This window comes from Betaproteobacteria bacterium, from assembly GCA_016720065.1.
Taxonomy (GTDB): domain Bacteria; phylum Pseudomonadota; class Gammaproteobacteria; order Burkholderiales; family Rhodocyclaceae; genus SSSZ01.
The window spans coordinates 2,189,465-2,215,088 of sequence record JADJXY010000002.1; the positions used below are offsets into that span (position 1 = coordinate 2,189,465).

Genomic DNA, 25,624 nt, shown 5'->3' on the forward strand with positions numbered 1-25,624 from the left:
TCTCAGAAGTGGGCGGAAATGGCGCCCGTGACCGAGTTTTCCGAGTAATTGTTGGCGGTGTCGCTGTCGAACTCGGTCCGGCGCAGGCCCAATGATGCACTGGTATGGGCGCCGAGCTTTGTGGAGTAAGTCACGTTCAGCGACTTTTGCGTGGAGCGGACATTGCCCGCGGTCCCGTTCTGACCGCTGGTGGTCGAGGCCGAAACCCCGGCTGACAGCGAAGAAAGCGGCGAGAGCTTGTGCGACCAATTGACGTTCAGGCCGCGCTGTTCGATGTTGCGGGCCAGGGACAGATTGAGATCGAGAAGCGCGAGGGACTGATCGACCAGCGACTGCCTGCGGCTTTGCGAAGCGGTGAAGGTCACCGTGTTGTTGCCCCCGATGAGGGCAAAGCTCAGATCCTGGCGCCGGGAAAGCGTGGCCTGGGAGGAAAGAAAGTCGGAAAACACCCGCTGATCCGGAGATAGGCCCAGTCTTTGGATATACGCTTCCGCCAGCGCTGCGCGTACCTGGGGGTCCGTGATTTCGGGAGGAATCAGCGCCAGAAACAGGTCGTAAATCGTTCCGACGACTGTGGACCCCGACTGATGCATGGCGCTGACGTCCTTGGTATCGCTGAAGCGCCAGGAAGAACGCGGCGTCCGGTGGGTCATGGTGAAGCTGTGCCCATCACCGAAGAAACGGCGTTCCCGGAAAGCCGAAACATTGGTCCGGTCGGTGGGACGCCAATCGAGCCCGTAGCCGTGGGTGGTTCGGGTTTCCCCGTCGGGGCTGGTGAAGTTGTTGGTCTCGCGGCCGGCCGAGACGCGGAAGCGCCACTGGCGATCCGGCTCCCAGTAAAGGTTGCCAAAAAGCCGCTCGGATTCGTTATTGCGCCCGGTGCTGCGCTGGACATCCTGGCGCAGGGCGTCGAGGGACCAACTCAGGCCACCGAACCCGACCCCTCCGTGCAGATTGGCGCTCCATTGATTGCTGTCGGTGTTGGTCGAGGTACTGCCATCGGAACGCGTCGTCGAGCGGGTATAGCGCACCAGGTATTCGGCAAAGTCGGAAAGACGCCCCCGGGTGTAGGGAGAGAGCCGGAAGGAGGACGTCTCGGTACTGTTCGCGTTGATGCTGGCATTCGACGACGACTGGGTGCCGAAGGCCGAAATGCTGGCCTGGGAAATATTGCCGCCGGCGTCGAGAAACAGCCAGTCCTCGACGGCTTCCAGGGTGCCGAAGGCGTTGAGGGAATTCTGGGTTTTGTTGGCGCTCGAATGCTGCGCGTAGTAGATCTGGCTGAGTCCGTAATCGAGATAACCCTTGAGCCGCGCCGATTCGCCCTGGATGCGAATCCCCGGGGTGATCTGCGTGATCTGCTCGCTCCCGGAGGCGCCCCGTGACGCGCTCAGGCGCCCGTTGTCGGTCAAGGTTTCGGTGAGCGAAATACGCGGCACGATCACCCAGGCCGGTTTCGGCCCCACGGCCGATTGCTGCGCGGCAAGCGGCGGGGAACCCAGACCCGCCCCCACGAGAATTACCGAAAGCAAAGGACGAAGGAAGAATCCGTCCGCACTGCGCCGAGCTTCGTCGCGATGCACGCGCCTTCTATGCACCGTAGCCGTACCCATAGCCATATCCATAGCCATACCCTTCGGCCTGAGGGCCACGGGTCTTGTTGAGCACGACCATGCGTACAGGACACGCGTCGATGGTACTGAGGGCTTGTTTGACGTCGGCCTGCAGGGTGCGCTCGGCCTGCACGACCATGAGCACCTGCCCCATATGGGTCGCCAGGACGCGGGATTCGGTGGTGAGCAGGAGCGGCGGCGAATCGAAAATGATGATCCGGTCGGAGTAGCGACTCCCCATGTCTTCCAGGAGATTGGTCATGGCATCGCTGGCCAGGAGCTCTGTCGCCCTCGGATGCTGCGTGCCCGCCGGCAGCAGGGTGAGTTTCTCGACATTGGTGCGCAGCAGCACCTGGGACAGGTCGACGGATTTTTCCGCCAGCACGTCGAGCAACCCCTTGGCAGGCGGCAAGCCAAGCATGTTGAGCACCGACGGCCGCGCCACGTCTGCATCGACCAGCATCACCGTGTTATCGAGTTCCATGGCGATGCTCATGGCGAGATTGATCGCAGTGAAACTCTTCCCCTCGCCCGGCAGGGCGCTGGTCACCATGATGAGATTGCCATTCTCGATGGGGGCAGCACCCTTGCCCATGGCATTGTCGATCAAGGGACGCTTGATGACCCGGTATTCGTCCGCCGCCTGGGAACGGGGCGTATGGGGCCCAAGGATGTGAGACTTGGCCAAGGCATCGAGGTCGAGCTCGATGCGCCGGGACTGGACCGCCGGTTTCGCAGGCGCCGCCGGGGCAGCCGGCTGCGCAGCCTCGGCCGACGCTCTGGCGTGCTGAGCCGTGCCCTGGGGCAGAACCTCCCCCGCATCGGCGGGAACCTCGACTCCGGCTTGGCGCAGTTGCTCGAGCCGCCGGGCGGCCTGTTCGATCAGATCCATGAATCAGCCTCCGCGGGGCGCCAGAAGAAAGAGCGCAGTAAGGCCCGCTCCGTAACTGGCAAACAAGGCGACCACCCCGGCGATGAAGCGTCGCAGCCCTTGCTTGTCACGCTTGGCCATATCCGCATCGGAGACCATCGAGATCGTGCCCAGCAAGGGAAGACCCGTCGTTTCGCGCAGGGATTTCCCATCCACGAACACCGGACGTAACTGGCTCATCAGGACCGCCGCCGCTATGCCGGCGCCCAGAGCCGCGATGAGACCGATGGGCAGGAGCAGCATGCGATTGGGCGCCACTGGCGTTTTGGACACCGTGGGCGGATCGATGAGGCGAAAATCCGCCAGCCCGGCCACCGATTCCAGGTCGCCCGTCATGCTGGCCGATTCACGGCGTGCGAGCAGGGCATCGTAATTCTTCTTCTGAACATCGTAGTCGCGATTCAGGGCGGCATACTCCGCCTCGATTTCCGGCATGGTTTTCATGCGCTCGACAAGATGCTTGTACCGGCCCTCGTACTCCGCTACCCGGGTGCGCAAGGACGCCACGTTGGCTTCGGCTTCGGCCAGGGAAATCTTGAGTTGTTGATAGACGGGGTTGTTACTCACGGCAGATGCTGGATTCGAGGCCGCAGCCTTCTTGCGCGTCGCTGCCTCCTGAGTCTTCTGCTCCTCGAGTTCCTTGATGAGGCGACGGGTATTGGCCACGTCGGGATGCTGCTCGGTGTAGCGTTGCAAAAGCGTGTCGAGGTTGCGCTTGAGAGAATCGATGCGGCCATCGATCTCGGGAATGGAAACCCCCGCGTTGGAGGCGCCATGATCCGGGAGCAGTATGGGATCTTCGCCGACGATTTGCCGCTTGAGCGCATCGCGGGAGTTCTCCGCTTCGCGCAAGTCCAGCCTGGAACGGGCCAATTGGGCGCTGACGTCCCCCAGTCGCTCCGTACCAAGCTTGCCATCCGCGGTCTGGATATCGATGTTGCGTAGCTTGAAGTCCTTCAGTCGGCCCTCGGCTTCCTCTAGTTTCTTTTCGTAGGAGCGAATCTGGTCGTCGATAAACTTGCGGGCCGAATCGGAATCCTTGCGCTTCTCACCCAGGCCCGACTCGACGAAGATCGACACCAGCGACTGCACAACGCGCTTGGCCTTTTCGGGCTCCGGGTCACGGAAAGCCAGGGTGTAAAGATTGTCCCGCGAGGTGCTCTTGATCTGGAGGGTCTTCATCATCCTCTCGATCAGCTCATCCTGATTGCCCTTGGAAGTCTGACCAAGGTCCAGATCTGCCATGCGAATGAGCTTCTCGACATTCGGCCGGCTGATGAGGGTGCGGCTAAGGATGTTGACCTGCTGCTCGATATTGGGCTGCACTGCCAACCCGGACATCAGGGGCTTCAGGATCGACTGGGTATCCACAAAGATACGTGCACTGGCCTCGTATTTGTCGGGAACCCGCAAGACGATACCGGCCCCGACTATCCCCACTACCCAGGCAACGGCGAGGCCAACCCAGCGGTGGCGCCAACTGGCCTTGAGGAGGACACGAACCTGCTGTAAGACTTCATCCATCGGAATTTCGCCGTAGTCGCGGACAGGGGGGCACGCCGAGCATGCCCCGCCCTATCGGAAATCGAGCAGGATGGTTCAGAACCAGCTCTGCGGAATGATCAGCACGTCGCCGGGCTTGAGCTCGACGTTGGCGGACACGTCGCCCTTTTTAACCAGATCCTTCAGGCGGACGCCGTACTGCTTGTTGCCTTCCGAGGTCCGCAGGATGCTGGCGCTGTTGCCGTCGGCGAAGTCGGTGAGACCGCCGACTGCAATCATCACGTCCAGTACGGTCATCTTCTGCTTGTAGGCCAGAATCTGGGGCTTGGCCGCCTGACCGATGACGCGAATCTGCTCGCTATAGGGCCCCACGAAACCCGTCACGATGACCGTGACTACCGGATCGCGAATGAACTTGCCGAGTTCTTTCTCGATGTCGCGAGCCAGGGCGGTGGGATTCTTGCCCATGGCGACCAGATCCTCGACCAGGGGCGCAGAAATCTTTCCATCGGGCCGAACCGGAACGCCCATGGACAATTCCGGATTGCGCCAGACCTGGATGTTCAGCTGGTCACCGGGACCGATGATGTAGTTGTAGTCATCGGAAGCGGCCGCAGCCGGAGCAGGCGGGTAGGACGCACAACCGGAAACGAGCGACGCGAGAACTGCCGTCGCAGCCAACAGGCAGGCCCCTGCCATCCTTTTGAGTCGAACCGTCATGACTTCCCCTCACCTTTTGGGCAAACAAACCCCGGCATTCTAGCGGAAATCCCCCTACCGAGGCCATGGGCGCTGCAAGGCCGGCGGAATTTTTCACGAAATTCGCATCACACCGCCTGACGCAGGGCATCGACCACATCGAGACGGGACGCACGCACCGCCGGAAATATCGAGGCCAGGGCGGTGGCGACGAAGCCGATCCCGCCGGCCAGCAGCACATTCGTGACGGAAAGGCGGACACTCGCGACATAACCGAGATTGGCATTGGGCGGCGGCGGCATCTCGATGCCGATCCAGGAGATGAGCGCCGCCATGGCGCAGCCCAGGGCCATGCCCAGCACGGCGCCGATCAGCCCGACCAGGGTGCTCTCGAGAACGATCAGCTTGAACACCCGCGCCGACCTGTCGCCGATGGCGCGCATGGTGCCGAATTCTGCCTGGCGCTCGAAGACGCTCATATTGACGCTATTGACCACCGAGAGCAGCACCATGAGCAGGATGATGAGTTGCAGGGCGCCGAATTGCGCCTTGTAGAGCTGGACCGACTTGTCGTAAAAATCGGACAGGGTGCGCCAGCTCTTGACGTCGAAGCCCTGCTCCGCGAGTCGGGTGGAAATCTTTCCCAGAGCCCTTTCGGTATCTTCCGTGCGGTGCAGCAGGACGACGACCTGGTTCGCCCCGGACGTCAGCAGGAGTTCCTGGGCCGCCGCCAGGGGGATGCGGATGGCGCGGGCGTCGAATTCCTTGGAAAAGCTCTGAAAGACCCCCGTCACGGTGAAGTCCAGGGTATTCATGGCCCCCTCGGCGGCGTTCAGCACCAGGGTGAGCTTGTCTCCAGGCTTGACCGCCAGCGCCTGGGCAACCCCCTGGCCGATCAGGATGCCTTCCGTATCTTCGGCGGCAAGCTGGCGCCCCTGCACGATGGAGAGATAGCTGCCGAGCTGCGCCTCCTTGGCGGCCTCGATCCCCTCGCCGATCACGGCGAGGTCGCGCTTGCCGTTATTGAGCAGGCCGGCGAAATAGAGCCGGTTGCTCACCGTCACCACGTCGCGGTCCTCGGCGATGGACGCAGCGAGCTTTTCCGGTTCGTCGATCAGGTACTGCTCGGGAAAGCGCGTCCCCTTCTCCAGAAATCCGGACTTGAATATCTGCACATGCCCCGTCTGGGAGTGGATGATCGCCTCCCCCAACTGGACGAACATGTCCTCGATGAACCCCGCCGCGAGGATGAGCGCCGTAACGCCGAAGGAAATGGCGGCGAGCGTCATGCCGGTGCGGATCTTTTGCCGCACCACGTTCCTGAAGGCAAGTCCGATCATGGGGGTTCCGTTCAGCGCTGGTGACGCAGGGCGTCGACGATGACCATGCGGGAAGCCTTCCAGGCCGGGAAGAGGCTGGCAAGCAGGGTCGTGACCACGGCGAGGAACCAGGCGTCGAAGGCGAGGTCGGCAGTGACCAGGATTTCGGCGTCGAAGCCCTGGTCCATGCCTGGAGGGGGTGGCATGGGGATTCCGACGGCGGATATCGCCAGGGAAAGCAGCCAACCCAGCAGGGCGCCGGTCATGCCGCCCACGAAGCCGAGGACCAGACCTTCGAGGACGAACTGGCGCAAGACCCCAAGCCGACGCACCCCCAGGGCCATGGCCGTACCGATCTCCCCGGTACGTTCGATGACCGCCATGGACATGGTGTTGGAAATGCTGAGCACGATGATCGCGGCGATCAGAATCTTGACCACCAGAACCTGCTTGGAGAACAGGGTGACGGTCTTGTTGTAGAAATCGGCGAGATCGCGCCAGGGGACGAGCTGGAATTCCTTCGGATCCATGCGCCCCGAGAGGGCCGTCAGGGTCGCGTCAGTGCGGGCGGTATCGTCCAGGAGCACCACCCAGGAAGTCGATCCATCGACCTTTACCAATTTGCGGGCCAGGGCGATGGGCACCCGCAGGGCCGCGTCGTCGTAGGCCTTGGCGGTGGAAATGAATATCCCGCGCACCGTCACGTCGGAGGCATTCATGCCCCCCTTGGCGGTGCTCGTCATCAACACCAGCTTGTCGCCCACCTTGACACCGATATTGGCCGCCAGCCCGGCGCCCATGATGATGCCGCGAGGATCGTCGGCACTCAGATTCTCGCCGCGGGCAATGCGGATCGAAGTGCTCAGATCCTTTTCCCCCTCAGGATCCACCCCGTCGCCGATGAAGGACACGGTCGAGTCGCCCATGCTCACCAGGCCGGTGAGGGAGAGCCGCGGCGTCACCGCGACCACGCCAGGAGCCTTGCGCACGGCGTCCTCCGCCTCCGTACCCGGCGGCAGCAGGAAAGCGTAGGGGTCCGAAATGCCGACCTCGTAGTACCCGGGGCGCACCACCTGGATATGGCCCAATTGGGAATGAATGGTCGATTCGCGCATGCTGATGAGCAGCCACTGGATGAAACCGCCCGCCAGCAGAAAGGACACGATACCGCCCACGATGATGACCAGGGCGAACAAGGCCCGCCTCCGGTGCCGCAGAACGTTGCGCGCTGCAAGCTGCATGTCGCCAAGCAGGTTTTTCGCGTCCATGGGGCGGGGAATCCATTCCGGAATTCAGATGGACTATGATAGCAACCAAGCGACGCTCAGGGGAACCGCTCATGCACATCCAGTTTTCGTACGACCAGGCCTTTTCACGCAATATCGGCTGGGTGACCGAGGCCGAACAGGCCCGCCTCAAGCAAAAGAGGGTTGCCATCGGGGGCCTGGGCGGGGTCGGCGGCATCCATCTGCTCACCCTGGCCCGTCTGGGGGTCGGCGCCTTCACCATCGCCGATTTCGACACCTTCGACATCGTCAATTTCAATCGCCAGGCGGGGGCCGTGGTCAGCACCCTGGGGCGACCCAAGTCGGAAGCCCTGGCCGAAATGGCCCTGGACATCAACCCGGAGATGGACCTCCGGGTTTTTCATGATGGTATCCAGCCCGAAAATATCGAAGCTTTCCTGGAAGGCGTGGACGTCTATGTGGACGGCCTCGACTTCTTCGCCTTCTCCGCCCGCCGCCAGACTTTCGCCGCCTGCGAGAAGAAGGGCATTCCCGTCGTCACCGCGGCGCCACTGGGCCTGGGAACCGCCCTCCTCGTCTTCGGGCCCGGCGGCATGTCCTACGAGGATTACTTCGGCTTCGAGGGCTGCGACGAGATGGAAATGGCCATCCGATTCCTCGTCGGCCTGTCGCCCGCCATGCTGCAAAGGGGCTACGTGGCCGACATGAGCCGTGTGGACCTCGCGGCGCGCAAGGGGCCATCGTGCATCGCCGCCTGCCAGCTCTGCGCCGGCGTCGCCGCAGTGGAGACCCTGAAGCTCCTGCTGGGCCGGCCAGGCGTGCGGCTCGCCCCCTGGGGCAGCCAGTTCGACGCCTACCGCATGCGCTATATCCGCACCTGGAGGCCCCTGGGGCACCGCAATCCCTTGCAGCGCCTGATGCGGGCGCTGGTCAAACAGCAGCTCAACAAGAACCGTAAGGCCTGATCCGGCATGGACCGCGATACCCTGCTGAAGATCCTCGATCTGGCCCGCTGGGCCCCCAGCGGCGACAACACGCAACCCTGGCGCTTCGCCATCGGAGCCGACGGCAGCCTCACGGTGCTGGGGCACGACACGCGCAAGGAAATCCTCTACGACTTCGAGGGCCACGCCAGCCACATGGCCCACGGCGCCCTTCTGGAAACCTTGCACATCGCCGCATCGGCCTTCGGCTACGCCGCGCAGGTCAGCATCGAATCGGCACCGCCGGACGACGCGCCCCGCTACCGGGTTCGCTTCGCGGCCAGCGCCGAAGGCCCCCACCCCCTTCTGCCCTTTGTCGAGCAGCGTGCCGTACAACGCCGCCCCATGCGCACGACCCCCCTGACGCCCGCGCAGCGTAACGCCCTCACCGCCGCCGCGGGGCCGGACGCCCGACTGCGCGTCTTCGAGGGCTTTGCCGCCCGGGCCCGAGTGGCTCGCCTGCTCTGGGACAACGCCCGCATCCGCCTCACCTGCCCCGAGGCCTATCCGGTCCATAAATCGATCATCGAGTGGGGTGCCCGCTACAGCAAGGACCGCATCCCGGAACAGGCCGTCGGGGTCGATCCCCTCACCGCCCGGCTCATGCAATGGGTCATGGGAAGTTGGTCACGGGTCGAGTTCTTCAACCGCTACCTCATGGGGACCGTACTGCCTCGGGTCCAGCTCGACGTGCTGCCCGCCCTGGGCTGCGCCGCCCACATCCTTCTCAGCCCCGCCCGGCCGCCCCAGTCCCTGGCCGACTGGGTCTCCCTGGGCCGGGCCATGCAGCGCATCTGGCTGACCGCTGCCCAGCAGGGCCTCCATCTCCAGCCGCAGATGACCCCCGTGATCTTTCGCTGGTACGCCCAGGCGGGCCAGCGCTTCTCGGCAAGTCCCGGCCTGCACGAGCAGGCCCGCGCCCTGGCCGCCAAGCTGGAAGCCCTGGCGGGGGCCTCCCCCGGCGACCCCATGGGCTTCTTCGCCCGGGTAGGCGTTTGCGCGGCCCCACGCAGCCGTTCGACCCGCCTCGAAGTGCGCGATCTGCTCGTCGACGACGCCCCCTGAACCATGAAGATCCTCTTTTTTTCCGAGTGCGTGACCCTCGCGCACCTGGCCCGCCCCCTCGTTCTCGCCGGCGCGGCGGTCGAAGCCGGGCACGAGGTCACCATCGCCCGCTCGCAAGCCTACGCCGGGATTGCCGCCCACTACCCCTTCGCCAGCGCGCCCCTGGAGTCCATCGCCCCGCGGCAATTCGCCGCCGCGCTCGCCTCGGGCAGCCCGCTTTACGACGCCGCCACCCTGGAACGCTACGTCGCCGACGACCTGCGCCTCATCGAGCACATCAAACCTGATGTCGTGGTCGGCGACTTTCGCCTCTCCCTGAGCGTCAGTGCCCGGCTGGCCGGCGTTCCCTACACCACTCTCACCAACGCCTACTGGAGCCCCTACGGCACCCAGCGCTACACCGTCCCCACCCTGCCGCTCACCCGCTTTCTGCCCATAGGCGTCGCCGACGTCCTCTTCAATCTGGCGCGGCCCTTCGCCTTCCGCTACCACGCCCTGGCCCTCAACCGCGTCCGCCAGCGGCATGGACTGCCTTCCCTGGGGCTCGACCTGCGCCGTGTTTACACCGACGCCGACACCGTGCTCTACGTCGATCACCCCGCCCTCTTCCCCCTGGTCGGAGCACCGGAAAACCACCGCTTCATCGGTCCGATCCTCTGGTCGCCCCCGGGCGCCACACCCTCCTGGTGGGATTCCCTGCCCCCCGACCGCCCCATCGTCTATGCCACTCCGGGCAGCTCCGGTCACGCCGGCCTGCTGGCCACCGTCATCGACGCCCTGGCCCCGCTACCGGTGAGCATCATCGCCGCCAGCGCTGGCCAGGCCACTCGCCTGCCGGCCGCCCCCAAGCTTTTCCTGGCCGACTATCTGCCGGGCACCGAAGCGGCCCGCCGCGCCGCGCTGGTCGTCTGCAACGGGGGCAGCCCCACCTGCCAGCAGGCTCTCGCCGCGGGAGTCCCCGTGCTGGGAATCCCCACCAACCTGGACCAGTTCCTCAATATGGCCCCCATCGTCGCCACCGGTGCTGGCGCCCTGCTGCGAGCGGACCGGGTGGACGCCACGACCCTGCGCGCCACCGCCGAACGCCTCCTCAATACCGACCCGCCCCGCGCCGCCGCGCGCACCCTCGCAGCCCAGTTTCGCGAATACTCGGCGCCAGAACGCTTTCTGGCCTCGCTGCCAGCGGCAATGGGCCAGAGAGCGACCAGGAACCCGGTAGGCGATTGACGCCCAATCTTCCTGCGGAGTACGCCCAGGTCCTTTTCCATGGCTCCGACGACAGGGTCGCGAGCCCCACAACCCCAACTTGCAGTCCGATTGCATCACATTCCCAAGGGAACCGTCGCTTGCCCAAGGGGTGGCGAAACATCGGAAGCTCCCGCAAACCCTGCCCATGTGCCCCCAAGGGGGCCGAAGGGCATACAATCGATGCATGCAAAAAATCGTCCGCCGGCATGCCCTGAAAGACCAAGCCCGCGATACCGAATACTGGCTGTCGCAGCCTGTTGCCGAACGGTTGGACGCCGTGGAATTGCTGCGCCGTGCCTGGCTGGAAAGTCATCCCGATGCTGTCCAAGGACTTCAAAGAGTTTGTCGCATTACTAAACGACAACAGGGTTGAATACCTCGTGGACGGGGGATACGCCATGGCTTTCCATGGCCGCCCACGACGGCCGGCCAATCCATTTCGTCGGTCTCGCCGACCTCAAGACCAACAAACGTGCCTCGGGCCGCCTCCGCGACCTCGACGACCTGGAGAATCTTCCCTGACATGAGCGAACCGATCACCCTCCTCCTCGGCGTCCATGCCCACCAGCCCGTGGGCAACTTCCCGGATGTCATCGAAGACGCCCACCAGCGCTGCTACAAGCCGTTTCTGGAGACTCTCTTCGCCTACCCGGATTTCCGTTTCGCCGCTCATTTTTCCGGCTGGCTGCTGGACTGGCTGCGGGAAAGGCACCCGGACGACATGGAGCTGCTGGCAGCCATGGTGCGGCGGGGGCAGGTGGAACTGTTCAGTTCCGGCGACACGGAGCCGGTGCTGGCCGCCATTCCCCATCGGGACCGGGTGGGTCAGCTCAAGACCCTCAACGCCAAGCTGGCCGCATGGACCGGCGTGTCCCCCACCGGCGCCTGGCTCACCGAGCGGGTGTGGGAATCCGCCGTGGTGCCCGCCCTGGCGCAGACCGGCATTCGCTACGTGACAGTGGATGACTACCACTTTTTCTGCACCGGCAAGGACGCCAGCGAACTGGACGGCTACTTCACGACCGAGGAGGGGGGCCTGCACCTCGATCTCTTCCCCATTTCGGAAGCGTTGCGGTACCGCCTGCCCTTCTCCCCGGCCCACGAAGTGGTCGGCTACCTGGAGCATCTGGCCGACCAGGGCCAGGCGGCGGCGGTCTATTTCGACGACATCGAGAAATTCGGCATCTGGCCGGAGACCTACGAGTGGGTCTACAACCGCGGCTGGCTCAAGGGCTTCATCGAGGGCGTGCTGGCCAGCCCCAGGGTGCGCACCGGCACTTATGCGGATTTCCATCGGCGGCACCCGACCCGCGGCGTGGTCTATCTGCCCACCGCCTCCTACAGCGAGATGAACGAGTGGACTTTGCCCATGCCCGCCGCCGCCACCTACGCCGCCCTGCTGGCCAAGGAAAAGGCCGAGGGGCGCGGCGACCTGCACCGGCCCTTCCTGCGTGGCGGCATATGGCGCAATTTTCTGACCCGCTACCCGGAAGCCAACTGGATGCACAAGCGCATGCTGGGGCTTTCCGAGCGCCTCGCCGCCCTGCCTGCCCCGCCGCAGGAACTCACTGCCGACCTCTACTGCGCCCAGGCCAACGACGCCTACTGGCACGGCCTGTTCGGCGGCCTGTACCTGCCCCATCTGCGCCGGGCGGTGTGGAACAACCTGGCGGCCCTGGAAGGCGCACTCGACGCCCTTGCACCCCGCCCCGCCAGGGCAACGGCTGACCTCGACCACGACGGCCACCGGGAAACCGTGGCCCACACCGCGGCCCTGCAAGTGGTCCTGCGCGACGATGGCCTGGGGGCGGCCCACGAACTCACCAGCTATGCCCTCTGCCACAACTTCGGCGACACCCTGGCCAGGTACCCGGAGCACTACCACGCCAAGATCGGCAGCGGCCCCTCGGCCCACCAGGGCGACGGCATCGCCTCGGCCCACGACATCGTGCGCTTCAAGCATCCGGTGGGGGCGGAGGATGTGGTCCCGGATGTCTTGCCCCGGGCGCTCTGCCTGGATCGGCTGGATGGCGTCCCGCTGACCGACTACACCCCCGTCGAAGCCCGCGATGAACCGCCCTTCGACAGGCTCGGGGCGAACGGTTTGGGGGAGGTCGAGGCGCTCGCGTTCCACCGCCCCAGCATCGCCAAGGCTTATGTCCTCGAAGGCGCCACCCTCACCGTCACCTGGCACCTCAGCGGCCTCGCCGGCCACCGCCTGGAAACCGCGCTCAATCTGGCCATGCCCAGCTGCGACGGTTTCCTCGGCCGCTACGTGGCCCCCGACGGCAGCATCCCCGGCGGTTTCGGCCAGGCCCTGGCCCTGGCCGAAAGCTCCGGCCTCACCCTGGAGGACGGCGTCCTCGGCGGCGCCCTGCGCCTGGCCTGCGATCCGCCGGCGACCATCACGGGCCGGCCCCACCATACGGTTTCCCAATCCGAGGCAGGCTTTGAGAAAATCATGCAGGCGGCTGAAATCGCGCTGGCCTGGAACATTCCCGGCGACGATTGCCGCATCCGACTCCAACTTACCGTCGAGGCCCTCCGTCCATGACCGGCACCCGCTATCAACTCGAAGTCAATCCGGAAATCCCGCCCCGCCTCGAACGCCTGGAGGAACTGGCCAATAATCTCTGGTATAGCTGGGACCGCCCCAGCCGGGCCCTGTTCGCCAGCTTGTCCAGCGCCCTGTGGCAGGCCACCGGCCACAATCCCAAGGCCTTCCTCAAGCGCGCCGACCAGAAGCGCCTGGAAGCCGCCGCCGACAATCCGGTCTATCTGGGCTCCCTCAACCGCGTCCTGTCGGCCTACGACACCTACCACGGCCTGCCGGCGGGCAGCCATCCCCACGCGCGCCCCTTCCGGGACGACGATCTGATCGCCTATTTCTGCGCCGAATTCGGCTTTCACGAAAGCCTGCCCATCTATTCCGGCGGCCTGGGCATCCTGGCCGGCGACCACTGCAAGGCGGCCAGCGATCTGGGCCTGCCCTTCGTCGGCGTCGGGCTGCTCTACCGCCAGGGCTACTTCCACCAGACCCTGGATGGCGATGGCCGCCAGCACGCCACCTACAGCGATTCCGACTTCGACGACCTGCCCGTGACGCCGCTCACCACGGCCGAAGGTGGCGACGTGCGGGTGTCCATCGACATGCCCGGTCGCACCGTGCAGGCCAAGGTGTGGGAAGTCCGGGTCGGCCACGTGCGGCTCATCCTGCTCGACACCTGGCTGCCGGAAAATTCCGACCACGACCGGGAAATCACCCACCGTCTCTACGGCGGCGACCGCAGCACGCGCATCGAGCAGGAAATCCTGCTCGGGGTGGGCGGCGTGCGCGCCCTGGCCGCCGTGGGCCTCAAGCCCACCGTGTGGCACGTGAACGAGGGCCATGCCGCCTTCCTCATCCTGGAGCGCATCCGCGGCCTGATGCAGGCCGGCCAGGACTACGCCGCCGCCCTGGAGGCCGTGGCCGCCAATGTGGTCTTCACCACCCACACCCCGGTGCCGGCGGGGCACGACCACTTTTCCGAGGCCATGATCCGCGAGTACTTCGGCCGCTGGTGCCAGGATCTGGGCATCGCCTGCGACCAGGTCGTGGCGCTGGGGATGGAGCCGGGCAAGGGCGAGTTCAACATGACGGCCCTGGCCATCCGCGGCTCCCGCCACCACAACGGCGTTTCCCGCATCCACGGCGAGGTGTCGGCCCGCATCTGCGGCCATCTGTGGCCCCAGGTGGCGCCGGAGGAAAATCCCATGGACTACGTGACCAACGGCGTCCATATCCCCACCTTCCTGGCCACCGAATGGTACGAGACCTTCGACCGCTACCTGGGCGTGGGCTGGCAGCAGCGGCAGACCGACGGGACCTGCTGGGAGGGCGTCGAGCGCATCCCGGACCAGACCTTCTGGAGCATCCGCCAGTTGCTCAAGTCCCAGTTACTGCACCTGGTGCGCGCCCGCATCCGCGAGCAGCACGGCCGCAACCAGGGTTCCCCAGCCCATCTGGATCGCCTGCTCCGCCTGGCCGACCCGGGCAAGCCCAATGTCCTCACCATCGGCTTCGCCCGCCGCTTCGCCACCTACAAGCGGGCGGCCCTCCTCTTCCAGGATCCCGCCTGGCTGGAGGAAATCGTCTCCGACCCGGAGCGGCCCGTGCTCTTCCTTTTTGCCGGCAAAGCCCACCCGGCGGACCAGCCCGGTCAGGAGATCATCCGCAGCATCGCCGACATGGCCCGCCGGCCGGAGTTCGAAGGGCGCATCCTGCTGGTGGAAGGCTACGACCTGCACCTCTCGCGCCGCCTGGTGGCCGGCGTGGACGTGTGGCTCAACAATCCCATCTACCCCCTGGAAGCCTCCGGCACCTCCGGCATGAAGGCGGCCATGAACGGCGCCATCAACCTCTCGGTCCTCGACGGCTGGTGGGGCGAGGGCTACGACGTGCAGGACGGCGTTCCCAATGGCTGGGCCATCAAGCCCGCCTCGGGCCACCTGGACGAAACCCGGCGCGATGCCGAAGAGGCCCGCACCCTGTACGAACTGCTGCAGGACCAGGTGGTCCCCGCCTACTATCGCACGGGCCCCATGGGCTATTCGCCGGAGTGGGTGGCCATCGCCAAGCGCTCCATCGCCAGCATCACGCCGCGCTTCAACGTGGCGCGCATGGTGGGCGAATACGCACAGAAGTTCTACGCCCCCGCCGCCCGCCAGGGGCGCCGCTACGCCGCCGACGGCTACACCCCGGCCCGCGACGTGGCCGCCTGGAAGGCCCGCGTCCGGGCCGCCTGGCCGGCAGTCCGCATGCGCCGCCTGGACGACCCCACGCGGCGCATGCGCTTCGGTCAGGCCCTGCGCCTGGAGGTAGCGGTGCAGCTCGACGGCCTGTCGCCTTCCGACGTCACGGTGGAAGCCCTCTTCGACCGGCCCGACAGCGAGCACTACCACTCCCGCGCCCGCCACTACGAACTGGCCCCCGTCGGCCCCAACGACCAGGGCGAGCAGATCTTTGCCCTGAACCTCACACCGGAGCAGTGCGGAAAGTTGCAGTACCGTCTGCGGGCCTTCCCTTCCCATCCCCTGCTGACCCACAAGTTCGAACTGGGTCTCATGGCCTGGCTGTGAAGCCCGTCGCGCGGAGAGCGTCATGAGCGCCGTCGCCTCCCCCGCCTGGAAGGCCCTGCAGGTCCTGGCAGCCACGCAGGGTTCAGCTCACCTGCGCGAGCTGTTCGCCGCCGACCCGGAGCGCTTCACGCGCTTTTCACGCCGCCAGGACGACCTGCTGATCGATTTTTCCAAGCAGCGCATCAGCGCGGAAGTCTTCGCCGCGCTCCTGGACCTGGCGCGAGCCGCGGACCTGGAGGGCTGGCGGGAGAGACTCGCCGCCGGGGAGGCGATCAACGCCAGCGAAGGCCGCGCCGTCCGCCACATGGATCTGCGCGCCGGGGCTGCCGCTCCGGCGGCCGTACGAACGGTGCTGGCGCGCCTTGAGGCCTTCTGCAGCGCGGTGCACGACGGCACCTGGCGGGGTTATTCCGGCGAACGCATCACCGACGTGGTGAACCTCGGCATCGGCGGCTCCGACCTGGGCCCCCGCATGGCCGTGCGCGCCCTGGCCGCGCGGCAATTGCCGGGCCTCAAGGTGCATTTCGTCGCCAACGTGGACGGCGCGGACCTCGCCACCACCCTGGACGGACTCAATCCCCGCCGCACGCTCTTCATCGTCGCCAGCAAGACCTTCACCACCCTGGAGACCATGACCAACGCGGCCAGCGCCCGGGAGTGGCTGCTCGGCGCCGCCGGCAGCAGTGCCGCCGTGGCGCGGCACTTCGTGGCGCTATCGACCCATCTATCGGCCACCGGCGCCTTCGGCATCGCGCCAGAAAACGTCTTCGAATTCTGGGACTGGGTCGGCGGGCGCTTCTCCCTGTGGTCCGCCATCGGCCTGCCCATCGCCCTGGCGACGGGCTTTCACGCCTTCGAGGAATTGCTGGCCGGCGCCCACGCGCTGGACCGCCATTTCCTCACCGCCCCCGCCGCCGACAATCTCCCCCTGCTGCTCGCCCTGCTGGGCGTCTGGAACAGCGGCTTCCTGGGCGCCGGCACTCACGCCGTCCTGCCCTACAGCCAGTCCCTGGAGCTTTTTCCCGCCCATCTGCAGCAGCTCGAAATGGAGAGCAACGGCAAGCAGGTGGGCCGCGACGGCCAGCCGGTGGGGGTTTCCACCTGCCCGGTGCTGTGGGGCGAAGCAGGCACCAATGGCCAGCATTCCTTTTACCAGCTGCTGCACCAGGGGGGACGCCTCATCCCCTGCGACTTCATTGCCCTCAAGGAAGCGGACTTCCCCCTGCCCGGCCACCACGCCCTGCTGCTCGCCAACTGTCTCGCCCAGTCGGCCGCCCTGGCCTTCGGCCAGACGGCGGATGAGGCCCGGGCCGCCGGCACCCCGCAGGCCCTGGTGCCCTTCAAGGTCTTCCCCGGCAATCAACCCTCGACCACCCTGGTGCTGCCCCGCCTCGACCCCTACAACCTGGGCCGCCTCATCGCCCTCTACGAGCACAAGGTGTTCTGTCAGGGCGTCCTGTGGGGCCTCAATTCCTTCGACCAGTGGGGCGTCGAACTGGGCAAGACTCTGGCCGGGCGCCTCGCGCCCGCCCTGGAAGGCGCGTCGGCCGACGCCTTCGATGCTTCCACCCGCGGGCTGATTGCGGCCCTGAGTTACCTGCGTTGAATCCATGACACTTCGTCAGTCACAACTCCCCACGCCGGAAGCCCACTCACCCCCAGAGCAGCGGGAACTCTGGGACGTGCCTGCCGAGACTCCGCAGGCACGCTACGAAGCTCTCAAGACCTGGGCGCGCCGTTTCGCCGAGGCCCGAGGAGCCGGAGTAACGGGACTTTCGATCGCTCGCGCCTTTTGTACAGCGGTTCTTGCACGGTATTGGAATATCGTTCGCCGTGACCAATCGTGCGATTGGGAAGTCCGTCCCCACGGGCTTTCGCTTCCGGGATTGCCGACTGAAGCTAGAGACGTCGCCTGCGCAATTGGCGAACTGATTGCCGAATCCCCGTTGGAGAACGCGGGCTATCTGGTCGGATCAATCTATACCGCAATGATTCCGGCACGCATGCGCGGTGATATGGGGGCCTATTACACCCCCCCCGCCCTGGCGCAGCGCCTTCTTGACCTCGCCACGGCTGCGGGAGCCGACTTTGCTAGGTGCCGCGCGCTCGACCCGGCCTGTGGTGGTGGCGCCTTTCTCGCCCCGGTCGCGCTGCGCATGCTTTCCGTATCGCCGCCCCGCCCCGCGGCCTCCACAGTGCAAGATATCGCAACGCGACTTCGCGGCGTCGAACTCGACCCCTTTGCCGCGTGGATCACTCAGGTCCTGCTCGAGGCGGCCCTCCTTCCTCTCTGTATCGCGGCACGGACCCGTTTTCCGGCCGTGGTAACGGTGGGAGATGCTCTTGCGTGGGAAGGTCCACAAAAATTTGATCTGGTCGTCGGCAATCCGCCCTACGGCCGGGTACGCCTTGACGAGGCCACCCGGAACCGTTATGCGCGGTCGCTTTATGGACATGCCAATCTTTATGGGCTCTTTACCGATTTAGCACTGCGCCGAGTCACCCCCGGAGGGGTGGTCGCCTACCTGACGCCGACTTCATTCCTCGGTGGTCAGTACTTCAAGGCCTTGCGCAAAATCTTGGCCGAGCACGCCACTCCTCTGGCCTTCGATTTCGTCACCGACCGGGAGGGCGTCTTCGATGATGTCCTGCAAGAAGTCGTCCTCGTCGCTTACCAGGCTGCTCGTTTAGAACACCGTGCAAAAGTGTCGTTGACCACACCTGCGGGCCAGGATGGTTCCAGCAGCGAAGCCCTTGGACGATGCGCGATTCCCAGGGACGGCAGCCCGTGGATCATTCCGCGGCAACGCAGAGATACGGATTTTCTCGAGCACGTCGCTCACATGCCGAGCCGCCTGAACGACTGGGGCTATGGAGTTTCCACCGGCCCTCTGGTCTGGAACAGGCACAAGCCCCAGTTGCGCTTGCGGCGCAGCGGCACGGAACTCCCCGTCATCTGGGCAGAGAGCGTCACCGGCGCAGGCTTCCGTTTCAGCGCAGACCGTCGCAATCACGCGCCTTTCATCAGCCTTGCCGATCAGCCGCATTTAGTGGCGAAGCACTCCTGCGTGCTGCTTCAGCGAACCACCGCCAAAGAACAGGATCGACGGCTGATCGGCGCAGTACTCCCACAGGAATTTCTAGATGCCTACGGCGGCGCGGTAATCGAGAATCACCTAAACATGATCATCGCCTCGGAGGTTCCGAAGGTCTCCCCGGGGACGGTTGCCAAAATTCTCAATTCGCGCCCGGCGGACCGAGTTTTTCGCTGCATCAATGGAAGCGTTGCAGTTTCGGCCTATGAACTGGAAGCCCTTCCCCTACCGACTGTCGATCAGGCCCTCCAGGTCGAACGCATGCTTGAGAGAAATGCCGCACCGGCCGATATCGAGGCAATGATCGCCCAATTCTACGGAGGCAGCGTTCCATGAGACTGGCGACGGTCGTAGAAATACAGGAAAGACTCATGATCGTCTTTCCCGACGGCACCGCCCAGCGCAATTACCTGACACGGGAAATGGCTGCCCGCACCGTTTTCGTCTGCCTCTACGCTGGCGCCATTGAAGGCAATGATTGCTGGATACGCCCCAATCAGGTGTGCCGCATGACCGACGCCCAGGCAGCGCGGACCGACACGGCCAGCCGCGAGACATGGTGTCGCGACTCTGCAAGAGGTGGCTTTACGCCACCGGTAGGAACCCCCTGGTTTGCCGATACGACCCGGGAACCTATCCGCGACGAAACCATTGGCGAGGGCTTTCTGCCTGTCCGCGCCATGATTGAACGCCCAGGTATCGCGACCACATCATCCAAAGGGCGCTACGCGCTCGAAGCAAGCTTTTCTGCGCTGTTTTCACCAGCACTCTCCAGCGAAGAATTTGCGAGCGCTGCGGCCACATGGAGGGCAAGCCATCTCAACAAGGCAGCCTTGGCGCGCCAAGCCCTGGTCGCTCGCGGTGCGCTTGTCGGTCAGGGCCAGGTCACAGTACGTTTCCCCAATGGCGAAACCAGAACCCTGGCCTCCGGCCCCTCAAGTGCAATCGCCAAAGCGGTCATCGAGGAATTTGCCCCGCGATTCCTGCGTCAAGCCCACGTTCTCTGGCTCTCGGAATCCGGAAACAAACTGGTCGCACGAGACGAGCAACTCGCCGCCACGCTTGGCATCCGGATAGACGTTTCCCGGGCCTTGCCCGACCTCATACTTGTGGATCTAGGTGACGACGCCGAAGGCCAGGGGTTTCTCGTCGTCTTCGTCGAGTTCGTCGCAAGCGACGGCCCGATCAACGCCCTGCGTCGGGACGCTCTGACAGTCATCGCGACTGATGCAGGCTTTGCCAGCGAGAGCCTTGCTTTTCTCACCGCCTTTTCTGATCGCTCGTCCCCCCAGTTCAAGAAATCGATGGCAGAAATTGCCTGGGGATCGTTCGTCTGGCTGGTCTCCGAACCCGCCCACCTCATTCACCTTCGCGCCGAGGGGCAAGTGTTGCTCTCGCAGTTGTCGTAGCCCTCCCACCATGACACCATTTCCAGGAGCCCCAGCATGAAGTCGCTTTTAATCGCTTTTGCCACCGTCCTGTGGTCCGTTCTTGCCCCCGCCGCGGTCATCAACGTCGAGTTCGAATTCACGCCCTTCGTCGGCGACGTGGCCAAGCCCGAAGTCGAGGCGGTGCCCGGCAAGGCTCGCATCCTGGTCAATAACATCCCCATCGGCGAGCAGGAAATCCGCAAGCAATCGATGCCGGTACTCTTCGAGCGGCGCGAGATCGCACCGGCGGTCTGGATCACGGGCCAGTCCATGGCCCTGGGGCTGAGGAAGGGCAAAAACGTCCTGCGCATCGAGTTCGAACCGGCCGATGCCAAGCAGGCCTACCAGACCAGCCTCAAGTGGGCCCAGGTCACCGATCAGGTGACCCAGGAAACCCGGGGCAACGCCACGACCACCACCAATCAGGCGGGCGAGGGCCAGGAGCGCAAGAAGGCCCAGGGCAAGGCCGTGGTGGAGAAGGAATTCGTCGCCGACTTCGCCCCGGAGCGCCCCTGGCACCGCTACCCGGCAGTCGGCAATCTCTCCGACGACGATCGCCAGAAGATCGCCGCCTTGGTGAAGGAGCGCGCCGAGGCCTTCGCCCCCAAGTTCGACCGCTTCTACAAGATTCTCGAAGCGCATCCCAATATTCAGGTTGCCGACGTGAAGAAGCTCAAGTGCCTGGACAAGGCCTACGCGGCCGGCGTGCGCATCCAGGCGCCGGCGCCCGCCGACCTCGACATCGCCACCACGGGCAGCGCAGCGGTGGCCGTAGCCCGGCGTGGCGGCGATCTCTTCTCCGCCGACCAAAAGGCCTTCGCCAAACTCAAGGGCAACGACACCCAGATGTGCGTGGGCATTTCCCTGAGCGTGGCCTACCCGCCCCGCCTGGTGGTGGTGCGCAGCCCGGAAGGCGTCTGGCAGGTGGCGGATTGAGGCCCTTCCTCTCGCTCGAGAGCGACACGCCCGGGAGCAGGCCACGCGCGGCCATTCCCGGACGAGGGATTGCGGGATGAGAATTCTTTTCGCCACGTCCGAAATCGCCCCCTGGGTCAAGACCGGCGGCCTGGGCGATGTTGCCGCCGCCCTGCCCCAGGCGCTGCGGGCTCTCGGCGCGGATCTGCGCGTCCTGGTGCCGGCCTATCCGGCCCTGCGCAAGGCCTTTCCGGCCGCCCTGGAACTGGCCGCCCTGCCCCCCCTGGCCCCCGCCCTGCCCCCCTGCCGCTTGCTGGGGGCCGATTCGTCCGGCCTACCCCTGCTCCTCCTGGACTGCCCGCCCCTCTTCGATCGGCCGGGCAATCCCTACCTGGACGCCCAGGGGCAGGACTGGGGCGACAACGGGCAGCGTTTCGGGCTGCTTTCCCGCGTCGCGGCACTGCTCGGCCAGGACAACTCGCCCCTGCCCTGGCGCGCCGATCTGGTTCACGCCCACGATTGGCAGACCGCCCTCGCGGCCGCCTTCCTGCATTACGAAGGCGGCGCAGCGAGCCTCGTCACCATCCACAACATCGCCTTCCAGGGCTGTTTTCCCAAGTCTCTGGCGGCCGACCTGGGGCTGCCCGACCACGCCTGGCGCTTCGACGGCGTCGAATACCACGGCCAGCTTTCTTTCCTCAAAGCCGGCCTGCAACTGGCGGACCGCATTTCCACCGTGAGTCCCACCTACGCCCGGGAAATCCAGGGGGAGGCCTTCGGCTACGGACTGGCTCCGCTGCTGCGCCACCGGGCCGAGGCCCTGAGCGGCATCCTCAACGGCATCGATACCGCTCTCTGGAACCCGGCCCGGGACCCCGCCCTGGCCTTCTCCTTCAACGCCGGCCGCCTGGGGGCCAAACGGGGCAACCGCACGGTACTGCAGGAATCCCTGGGGCTCGCGGTCTGCGATGACCGCCCCATCCTGGGCGTCATCAGCCGCCTTACCCATCAGAAGGGGCTCGATCTGCTGCTCACCCTGGGCGAGGGCCTCGCCCATCTGCCCGCCCAACTGGTCGTCCTGGGCAGCGGCGAGCGGGAACTGGAAGCGGGCTTCACGGCACTCGCCGCCGCCCACCCTGGCCAGATCGCGGTCACTATCGGTTTCGACGAGGCGCTGGCGCACCGCATCGAAGCAGGCGCCGACGCCTTTCTCATGCCCAGCCGCTTCGAGCCCTGCGGCCTCAACCAGATGTACAGCCTGGCCTACGGCACGCCGCCGGTGGTGCGGGCCACCGGCGGCCTGGCCGATACCGTGGTCGATCTCAACCCCGAATCCCTGGCCGCCGGGCAGGCCAACGGTTTCGTCCTCCAGGACGCCACGCCCCACGCCCTGTGGCTTGCCCTGGAGCGGGTCGTCGCCGCCTGGCGAGAACGTCGTACCTGGCATCGATTGCAGCAAAACGGCATGCGCCGGGATTGGTCCTGGAAGCCCGCCGCGCGGGCCTACCAGCAGCTTTACCGGGAAGCCTGCGGGCGCCGCTAGAATGCTGCTCGAAGCCCCCGCCACTTCCCCCGCCGTCGTCCTGGTGGCGGCGGTCGCCCGCAACGGCATCATCGGCCGGGGTAACGACCTGGTCTGGCGCGACCCCCTGGACATGCAGCATTTCAAGGCGCTCACCGCAGGGGGAACGGTGGTCATGGGCCGCAAGACCTGGGAATCCCTGCCGCCCCGCTTTCGCCCCCTGCCCGGCCGGCGCAATCTGGTGGTCAGCCGTCAGCCCGGCTACCTCGCGCCCGGGGCGGAGGTCGTTTCATCCTTCCCTGCCGCCCTGGCAAGCGCCGCCGGGGCCGACGCCGTATTCGTCATCGGCGGCGGCGAGCTTTACGCCCTTGCACTGCCCTACGCCACCCGGCTGGAACTCACCGAGGTCGATATCGCTCCGGAGGGAGACGCGCGTTTTCCCGAAATCCGAGGCGACACTTGGCACGAGGTGGAACGGGAGGAGCACCGAACGGCCGACGGCATCCGCTTTGCCTTCGTGAGCTGGCGGCAGCGGTAAGGCGCCTTGAGCGCAACTACGGTCGGAAATGCCGAGGGAGTCTGTCGATTATTTTTACACCCAGCACTCGGCGTGCGCCTCGCAGCACCGCACTTGCAGCGCCAAGCCTCTGTTTGGTTGGCGGAAATGCATTCCGCAAAGGAATCGGCGCAAATATTGCTTGGGCGCACCACATGGGAAGATGCAAACCCTCGAAACCCATTCGATCGAGTAGTCCAACCCTCAAGAGGAGGTAACAATGACGACAATCAACACCGGTAAGGCACTGGCCCTGGCGCTGGGCCTTTGCACTTCGTTTTACGCCCAGGCCGCGGCCATCGATCTCACCACCCCCGGCGCCGAGTATAACGGCGGGGCATACACGCTTGGCTTTGAATTCACGGTCGCGTCCAACCGGACCATTACTTCGCTGGGTGTTTACGACTCGGGTGCTAACGGGCTGAGTTCCAATGCGCAGATCGGCATTTGGGATACCTCGGGAAATCTGCTTACCTCGACCACGATCCTGGCGGGCACGGGGCAACTGGACGGCCTGTTCCGCTATGTCAATATCAGCGGCTTCTCGCTGGTCGCGGGAACCCACTACATTATCGGCTCTTACACCACCGACCTGGCCTCGTCTCTCAACACAGGCCAGGGCGGCGCCGGCAGCATCGACCCGGGCGTGGACGTCATCGTCGATCGGTACAGCAATTTCAATTCGATTTTCTCGTTCCCGACTCAGACGGATGGACATGCCGATGGCGCCTGGCTCGGGGCGAACTTCAGGACCGGCGCGACGGGTTCCGTTCCCGAACCCGCGAGTTTGGCGCTTATTGCCCTGGGTCTGATCGGGATCGGGCTTGGCCGTCAGAGAAAATCCTAAACCCTGGCCTGCTGCCCCCAGCGGATTGCGCAGCGTGTCGTAACCGCCGAGCGCGCAAGGCTTGAAAACGAAAGCGCCTCGCAGATTCTGCGAGGCGCTTTTTCTATGGGTCGGCCGAAATAGGCGCGACGCGCGATCAATCGAGCGAGATGCTGCCCCCGGCGCTGGTCGTGCTGGTGCGGCGGAAGGCGGCGGCGCCCACCACGTGCTCCTCCAGACCACCGGCACCAAACTTGTAAGCGATGCCCGCATGGGAGGCGTTGGCGCCGGCAAAGAAGCCATTGAATCCGAAGGTACTGCCGTCGCCTCCGGAAAACCTCGAGCCACTCGCGGTACCGGTGCCCGAAAGGGCATAGTTCGACCCGCCGATGGCGACACCGAGATTGACGGCCACGGAGACAACGCTTGGTCCGAAATGGGCGGTAAGTGTGCCGCCGGTCACGTTCCCCACCACGCCGGATTCGGAGGTGGGCAGCGTGTAGCCGGCCAGGCTGTAGGTGCCGATGAGGTTGGCGCTCTGCAGGGCGGAAATGTCGGCATTCGAGGTCGGCAGACCTGCGATGTAGTGCAATTGGGTCACATTGACGGAACAGGCGCCGTCACAGTTGACCACCCCCGCCCCCGTGGCCCAGACCCCCCAACCGATGACGCCATCGATGGCAAGGGCGCCCTTGACGACCCCGGCGGTGAGGTGCTGACCATCGCTGTCGGACACGGACTTGAGGGTGGAGCCATCGCCGAAGACAGCGTCGGCCGGCGTCGCGAAGCTGTAGATATCAGCCGAACCGTCGAACACACCGGCCACGGCCACGGCATACTTGTTGCCGGAAGTCAGATCGCCCCCCAGCACACAAGAGCCGCCCCCCGATGCGGCGCAATCGCCGGCACCGTAGGGCGTCACGGCCTCTGCCGGAGGTTGCTGCGGCGGAAGGACAGGTGGGGCGCCGGCCACGCTCGGTTTGGCGTCCTTGCCCGTCACGAGAGCCGACTCGCCCCCCGAGACGATGACGCAGCCGGCCGCGTTACAGACTTCCACCGCGCCTTCGCCGGTATGGATCAGCACGCCTTGGCCGTCGGGCCCGCCATAGCCCACGGAATACTCGGTGCCCCGGATGCCGATGGTGGCCACCTGGGTGGTCACCCGGTAGGCGTCCTTGTTGCCGCGCCCGATGAGTCCGGTGATGGTGCGCAGGCCGCCGCGCAACAGGTTGAAGAAGCCCTTGTCTCCGTCACCCCCCTTGTGTTCATAGGCCTCGATGCGGAATTCGCTCTTGGGTTGGAGGGACATCTGGGCGCCGTCGGCAAAGCGCAATTGCGTACGCCCGTTGTCGCCGGTGGCGATGGTTTCGCCGGGAGCGACTTCGGCCCCCTTGGCCAAGGGCCGCTGGGCACCGGAGGCGGAAATGGCCGACACGTTGCCCGACGAGAAATCGACGCGGGCGGCCCCGGCCGCCAGGGCAGACTGGGTCACGAGGCCCAGGGAAATGAGGGCCGCGGCTTGTGCAATGCGAGTCTTGGATGGCATGGCTTATC

General features: G+C 65.4%; 20 protein-coding genes and 1 pseudogene. 14 read left to right on the forward strand and 7 right to left on the reverse strand.

What is annotated here, in order from left to right; translation table 11 throughout:
• Positions 1–2: 2 nt before the first annotated feature.
• The 6 genes from IPM73_13405 to IPM73_13430 all read right to left on the reverse strand — a co-directional run bounded on the left by IPM73_13405 (position 3) and on the right by IPM73_13430 (position 7,333).
• The gene (locus IPM73_13405; GenBank protein ID MBK8918995.1) at positions 3–1,466 is read right to left on the reverse strand and encodes a TIGR03016 family PEP-CTERM system-associated outer membrane protein; all 1,464 of its coding nucleotides are present in this window, start codon (positions 1,464–1,466) and stop codon (positions 3–5) included.
• A 124-nt stretch (positions 1,467–1,590) separates the two neighbouring features.
• Entirely contained in the window at positions 1,591–2,505 is a 915-nt protein-coding gene (locus IPM73_13410) for a tyrosine-protein kinase family protein (GenBank protein MBK8918996.1), read from the reverse strand.
• Positions 2,506–2,508: 3 nt separating this feature from the next.
• On the reverse strand, positions 2,509–4,068 hold the full coding sequence (locus IPM73_13415) for a chain length-determining protein (protein ID MBK8918997.1): 1,560 nt from the start codon (positions 4,066–4,068) through the stop codon (positions 2,509–2,511).
• A 75-nt stretch (positions 4,069–4,143) separates the two neighbouring features.
• Positions 4,144–4,767, reverse strand: a complete 624-nt coding sequence (locus IPM73_13420) for a polysaccharide biosynthesis/export family protein (GenBank protein MBK8918998.1) — start codon at positions 4,765–4,767, stop codon at positions 4,144–4,146.
• A 107-nt stretch (positions 4,768–4,874) separates the two neighbouring features.
• Positions 4,875–6,086 (reverse strand): ABC transporter permease, encoded by a 1,212-nt coding sequence (locus IPM73_13425; GenBank protein ID MBK8918999.1) that lies wholly within the window; start codon positions 6,084–6,086, stop codon positions 4,875–4,877.
• An 11-nt stretch (positions 6,087–6,097) separates the two neighbouring features.
• Positions 6,098–7,333 (reverse strand): ABC transporter permease, encoded by a 1,236-nt coding sequence (locus IPM73_13430; protein ID MBK8919000.1) that lies wholly within the window; start codon positions 7,331–7,333, stop codon positions 6,098–6,100.
• Between the two features lie 71 nt (positions 7,334–7,404).
• Here IPM73_13430 and IPM73_13435 point away from each other — a divergent pair, with 71 nt between their 5' ends.
• The 14 genes and pseudogenes from IPM73_13435 (at position 7,405) to IPM73_13500 (ending at position 24,091) form a co-directional block, all read left to right on the forward strand.
• A complete protein-coding gene (locus tag IPM73_13435; protein ID MBK8919001.1) occupies positions 7,405–8,277 on the forward strand; it encodes a ThiF family adenylyltransferase in 873 nt (290 codons plus the stop codon).
• A gap of 6 nt (positions 8,278–8,283) precedes the next feature.
• Positions 8,284–9,360, forward strand: a complete 1,077-nt coding sequence (locus IPM73_13440) for a nitroreductase family protein (protein MBK8919002.1) — start codon at positions 8,284–8,286, stop codon at positions 9,358–9,360.
• A gap of 3 nt (positions 9,361–9,363) precedes the next feature.
• Positions 9,364–10,587: a glycosyltransferase gene (locus IPM73_13445; protein MBK8919003.1), complete on the forward strand. Its 1,224-nt coding sequence runs from the start codon at positions 9,364–9,366 to the stop codon at positions 10,585–10,587.
• Positions 10,588–10,792: 205 nt separating this feature from the next.
• The gene (locus tag IPM73_13450; protein ID MBK8919004.1) at positions 10,793–10,981 is read left to right on the forward strand and encodes a hypothetical protein; all 189 of its coding nucleotides are present in this window, start codon (positions 10,793–10,795) and stop codon (positions 10,979–10,981) included.
• Positions 10,926–11,130: pseudogene (locus IPM73_13455) on the forward strand (hypothetical protein). The gene IPM73_13450 and the pseudogene IPM73_13455 overlap by 56 nt, the downstream one beginning before the upstream one ends.
• A gap of 1 nt (position 11,131) precedes the next feature.
• A complete protein-coding gene (locus IPM73_13460) occupies positions 11,132–13,162 on the forward strand; it encodes a DUF1926 domain-containing protein (GenBank protein ID MBK8919005.1) in 2,031 nt (676 codons plus the stop codon).
• Positions 13,159–15,726: an alpha-glucan family phosphorylase gene (gene glgP / locus IPM73_13465; protein ID MBK8919006.1), complete on the forward strand. Its 2,568-nt coding sequence runs from the start codon at positions 13,159–13,161 to the stop codon at positions 15,724–15,726. Before IPM73_13460 ends, glgP begins: the two co-directional genes overlap by 4 nt.
• 22 nt (positions 15,727–15,748) lie before the next feature.
• On the forward strand, positions 15,749–17,332 hold the full coding sequence (gene pgi, locus IPM73_13470) for a glucose-6-phosphate isomerase (protein MBK8919007.1): 1,584 nt from the start codon (positions 15,749–15,751) through the stop codon (positions 17,330–17,332).
• A 4-nt stretch (positions 17,333–17,336) separates the two neighbouring features.
• Positions 17,337–19,157, forward strand: a complete 1,821-nt coding sequence (locus tag IPM73_13475) for an Eco57I restriction-modification methylase domain-containing protein (protein ID MBK8919008.1) — start codon at positions 17,337–17,339, stop codon at positions 19,155–19,157.
• A complete protein-coding gene (locus IPM73_13480) occupies positions 19,154–20,230 on the forward strand; it encodes a restriction endonuclease (protein MBK8919009.1) in 1,077 nt (358 codons plus the stop codon). The genes IPM73_13475 and IPM73_13480 overlap by 4 nt, the downstream gene beginning before the upstream one ends.
• A 36-nt stretch (positions 20,231–20,266) precedes the next feature.
• A complete protein-coding gene (locus tag IPM73_13485; GenBank protein ID MBK8919010.1) occupies positions 20,267–21,187 on the forward strand; it encodes a hypothetical protein in 921 nt (306 codons plus the stop codon).
• A 76-nt stretch (positions 21,188–21,263) separates the two neighbouring features.
• Positions 21,264–22,709, forward strand: coding sequence for a glycogen synthase GlgA (gene glgA, locus IPM73_13490; protein ID MBK8919011.1), 1,446 nt, complete (start codon positions 21,264–21,266; stop codon positions 22,707–22,709).
• Between the two features lies 1 nt (position 22,710).
• Complete coding sequence (locus IPM73_13495; protein ID MBK8919012.1) at positions 22,711–23,226, forward strand: dihydrofolate reductase; 516 nt, start codon at positions 22,711–22,713, stop codon at positions 23,224–23,226.
• A 238-nt stretch (positions 23,227–23,464) separates the two neighbouring features.
• On the forward strand, positions 23,465–24,091 hold the full coding sequence (locus tag IPM73_13500) for a DUF4082 domain-containing protein (GenBank protein ID MBK8919013.1): 627 nt from the start codon (positions 23,465–23,467) through the stop codon (positions 24,089–24,091).
• Positions 24,092–24,227: 136 nt separating this feature from the next.
• Here IPM73_13500 and IPM73_13505 read toward each other — a convergent pair whose 3' ends face one another.
• The gene (locus tag IPM73_13505) at positions 24,228–25,616 is read right to left on the reverse strand and encodes a FecR domain-containing protein (protein MBK8919014.1); all 1,389 of its coding nucleotides are present in this window, start codon (positions 25,614–25,616) and stop codon (positions 24,228–24,230) included.
• Positions 25,617–25,624: the final 8 nt, after the last annotated feature.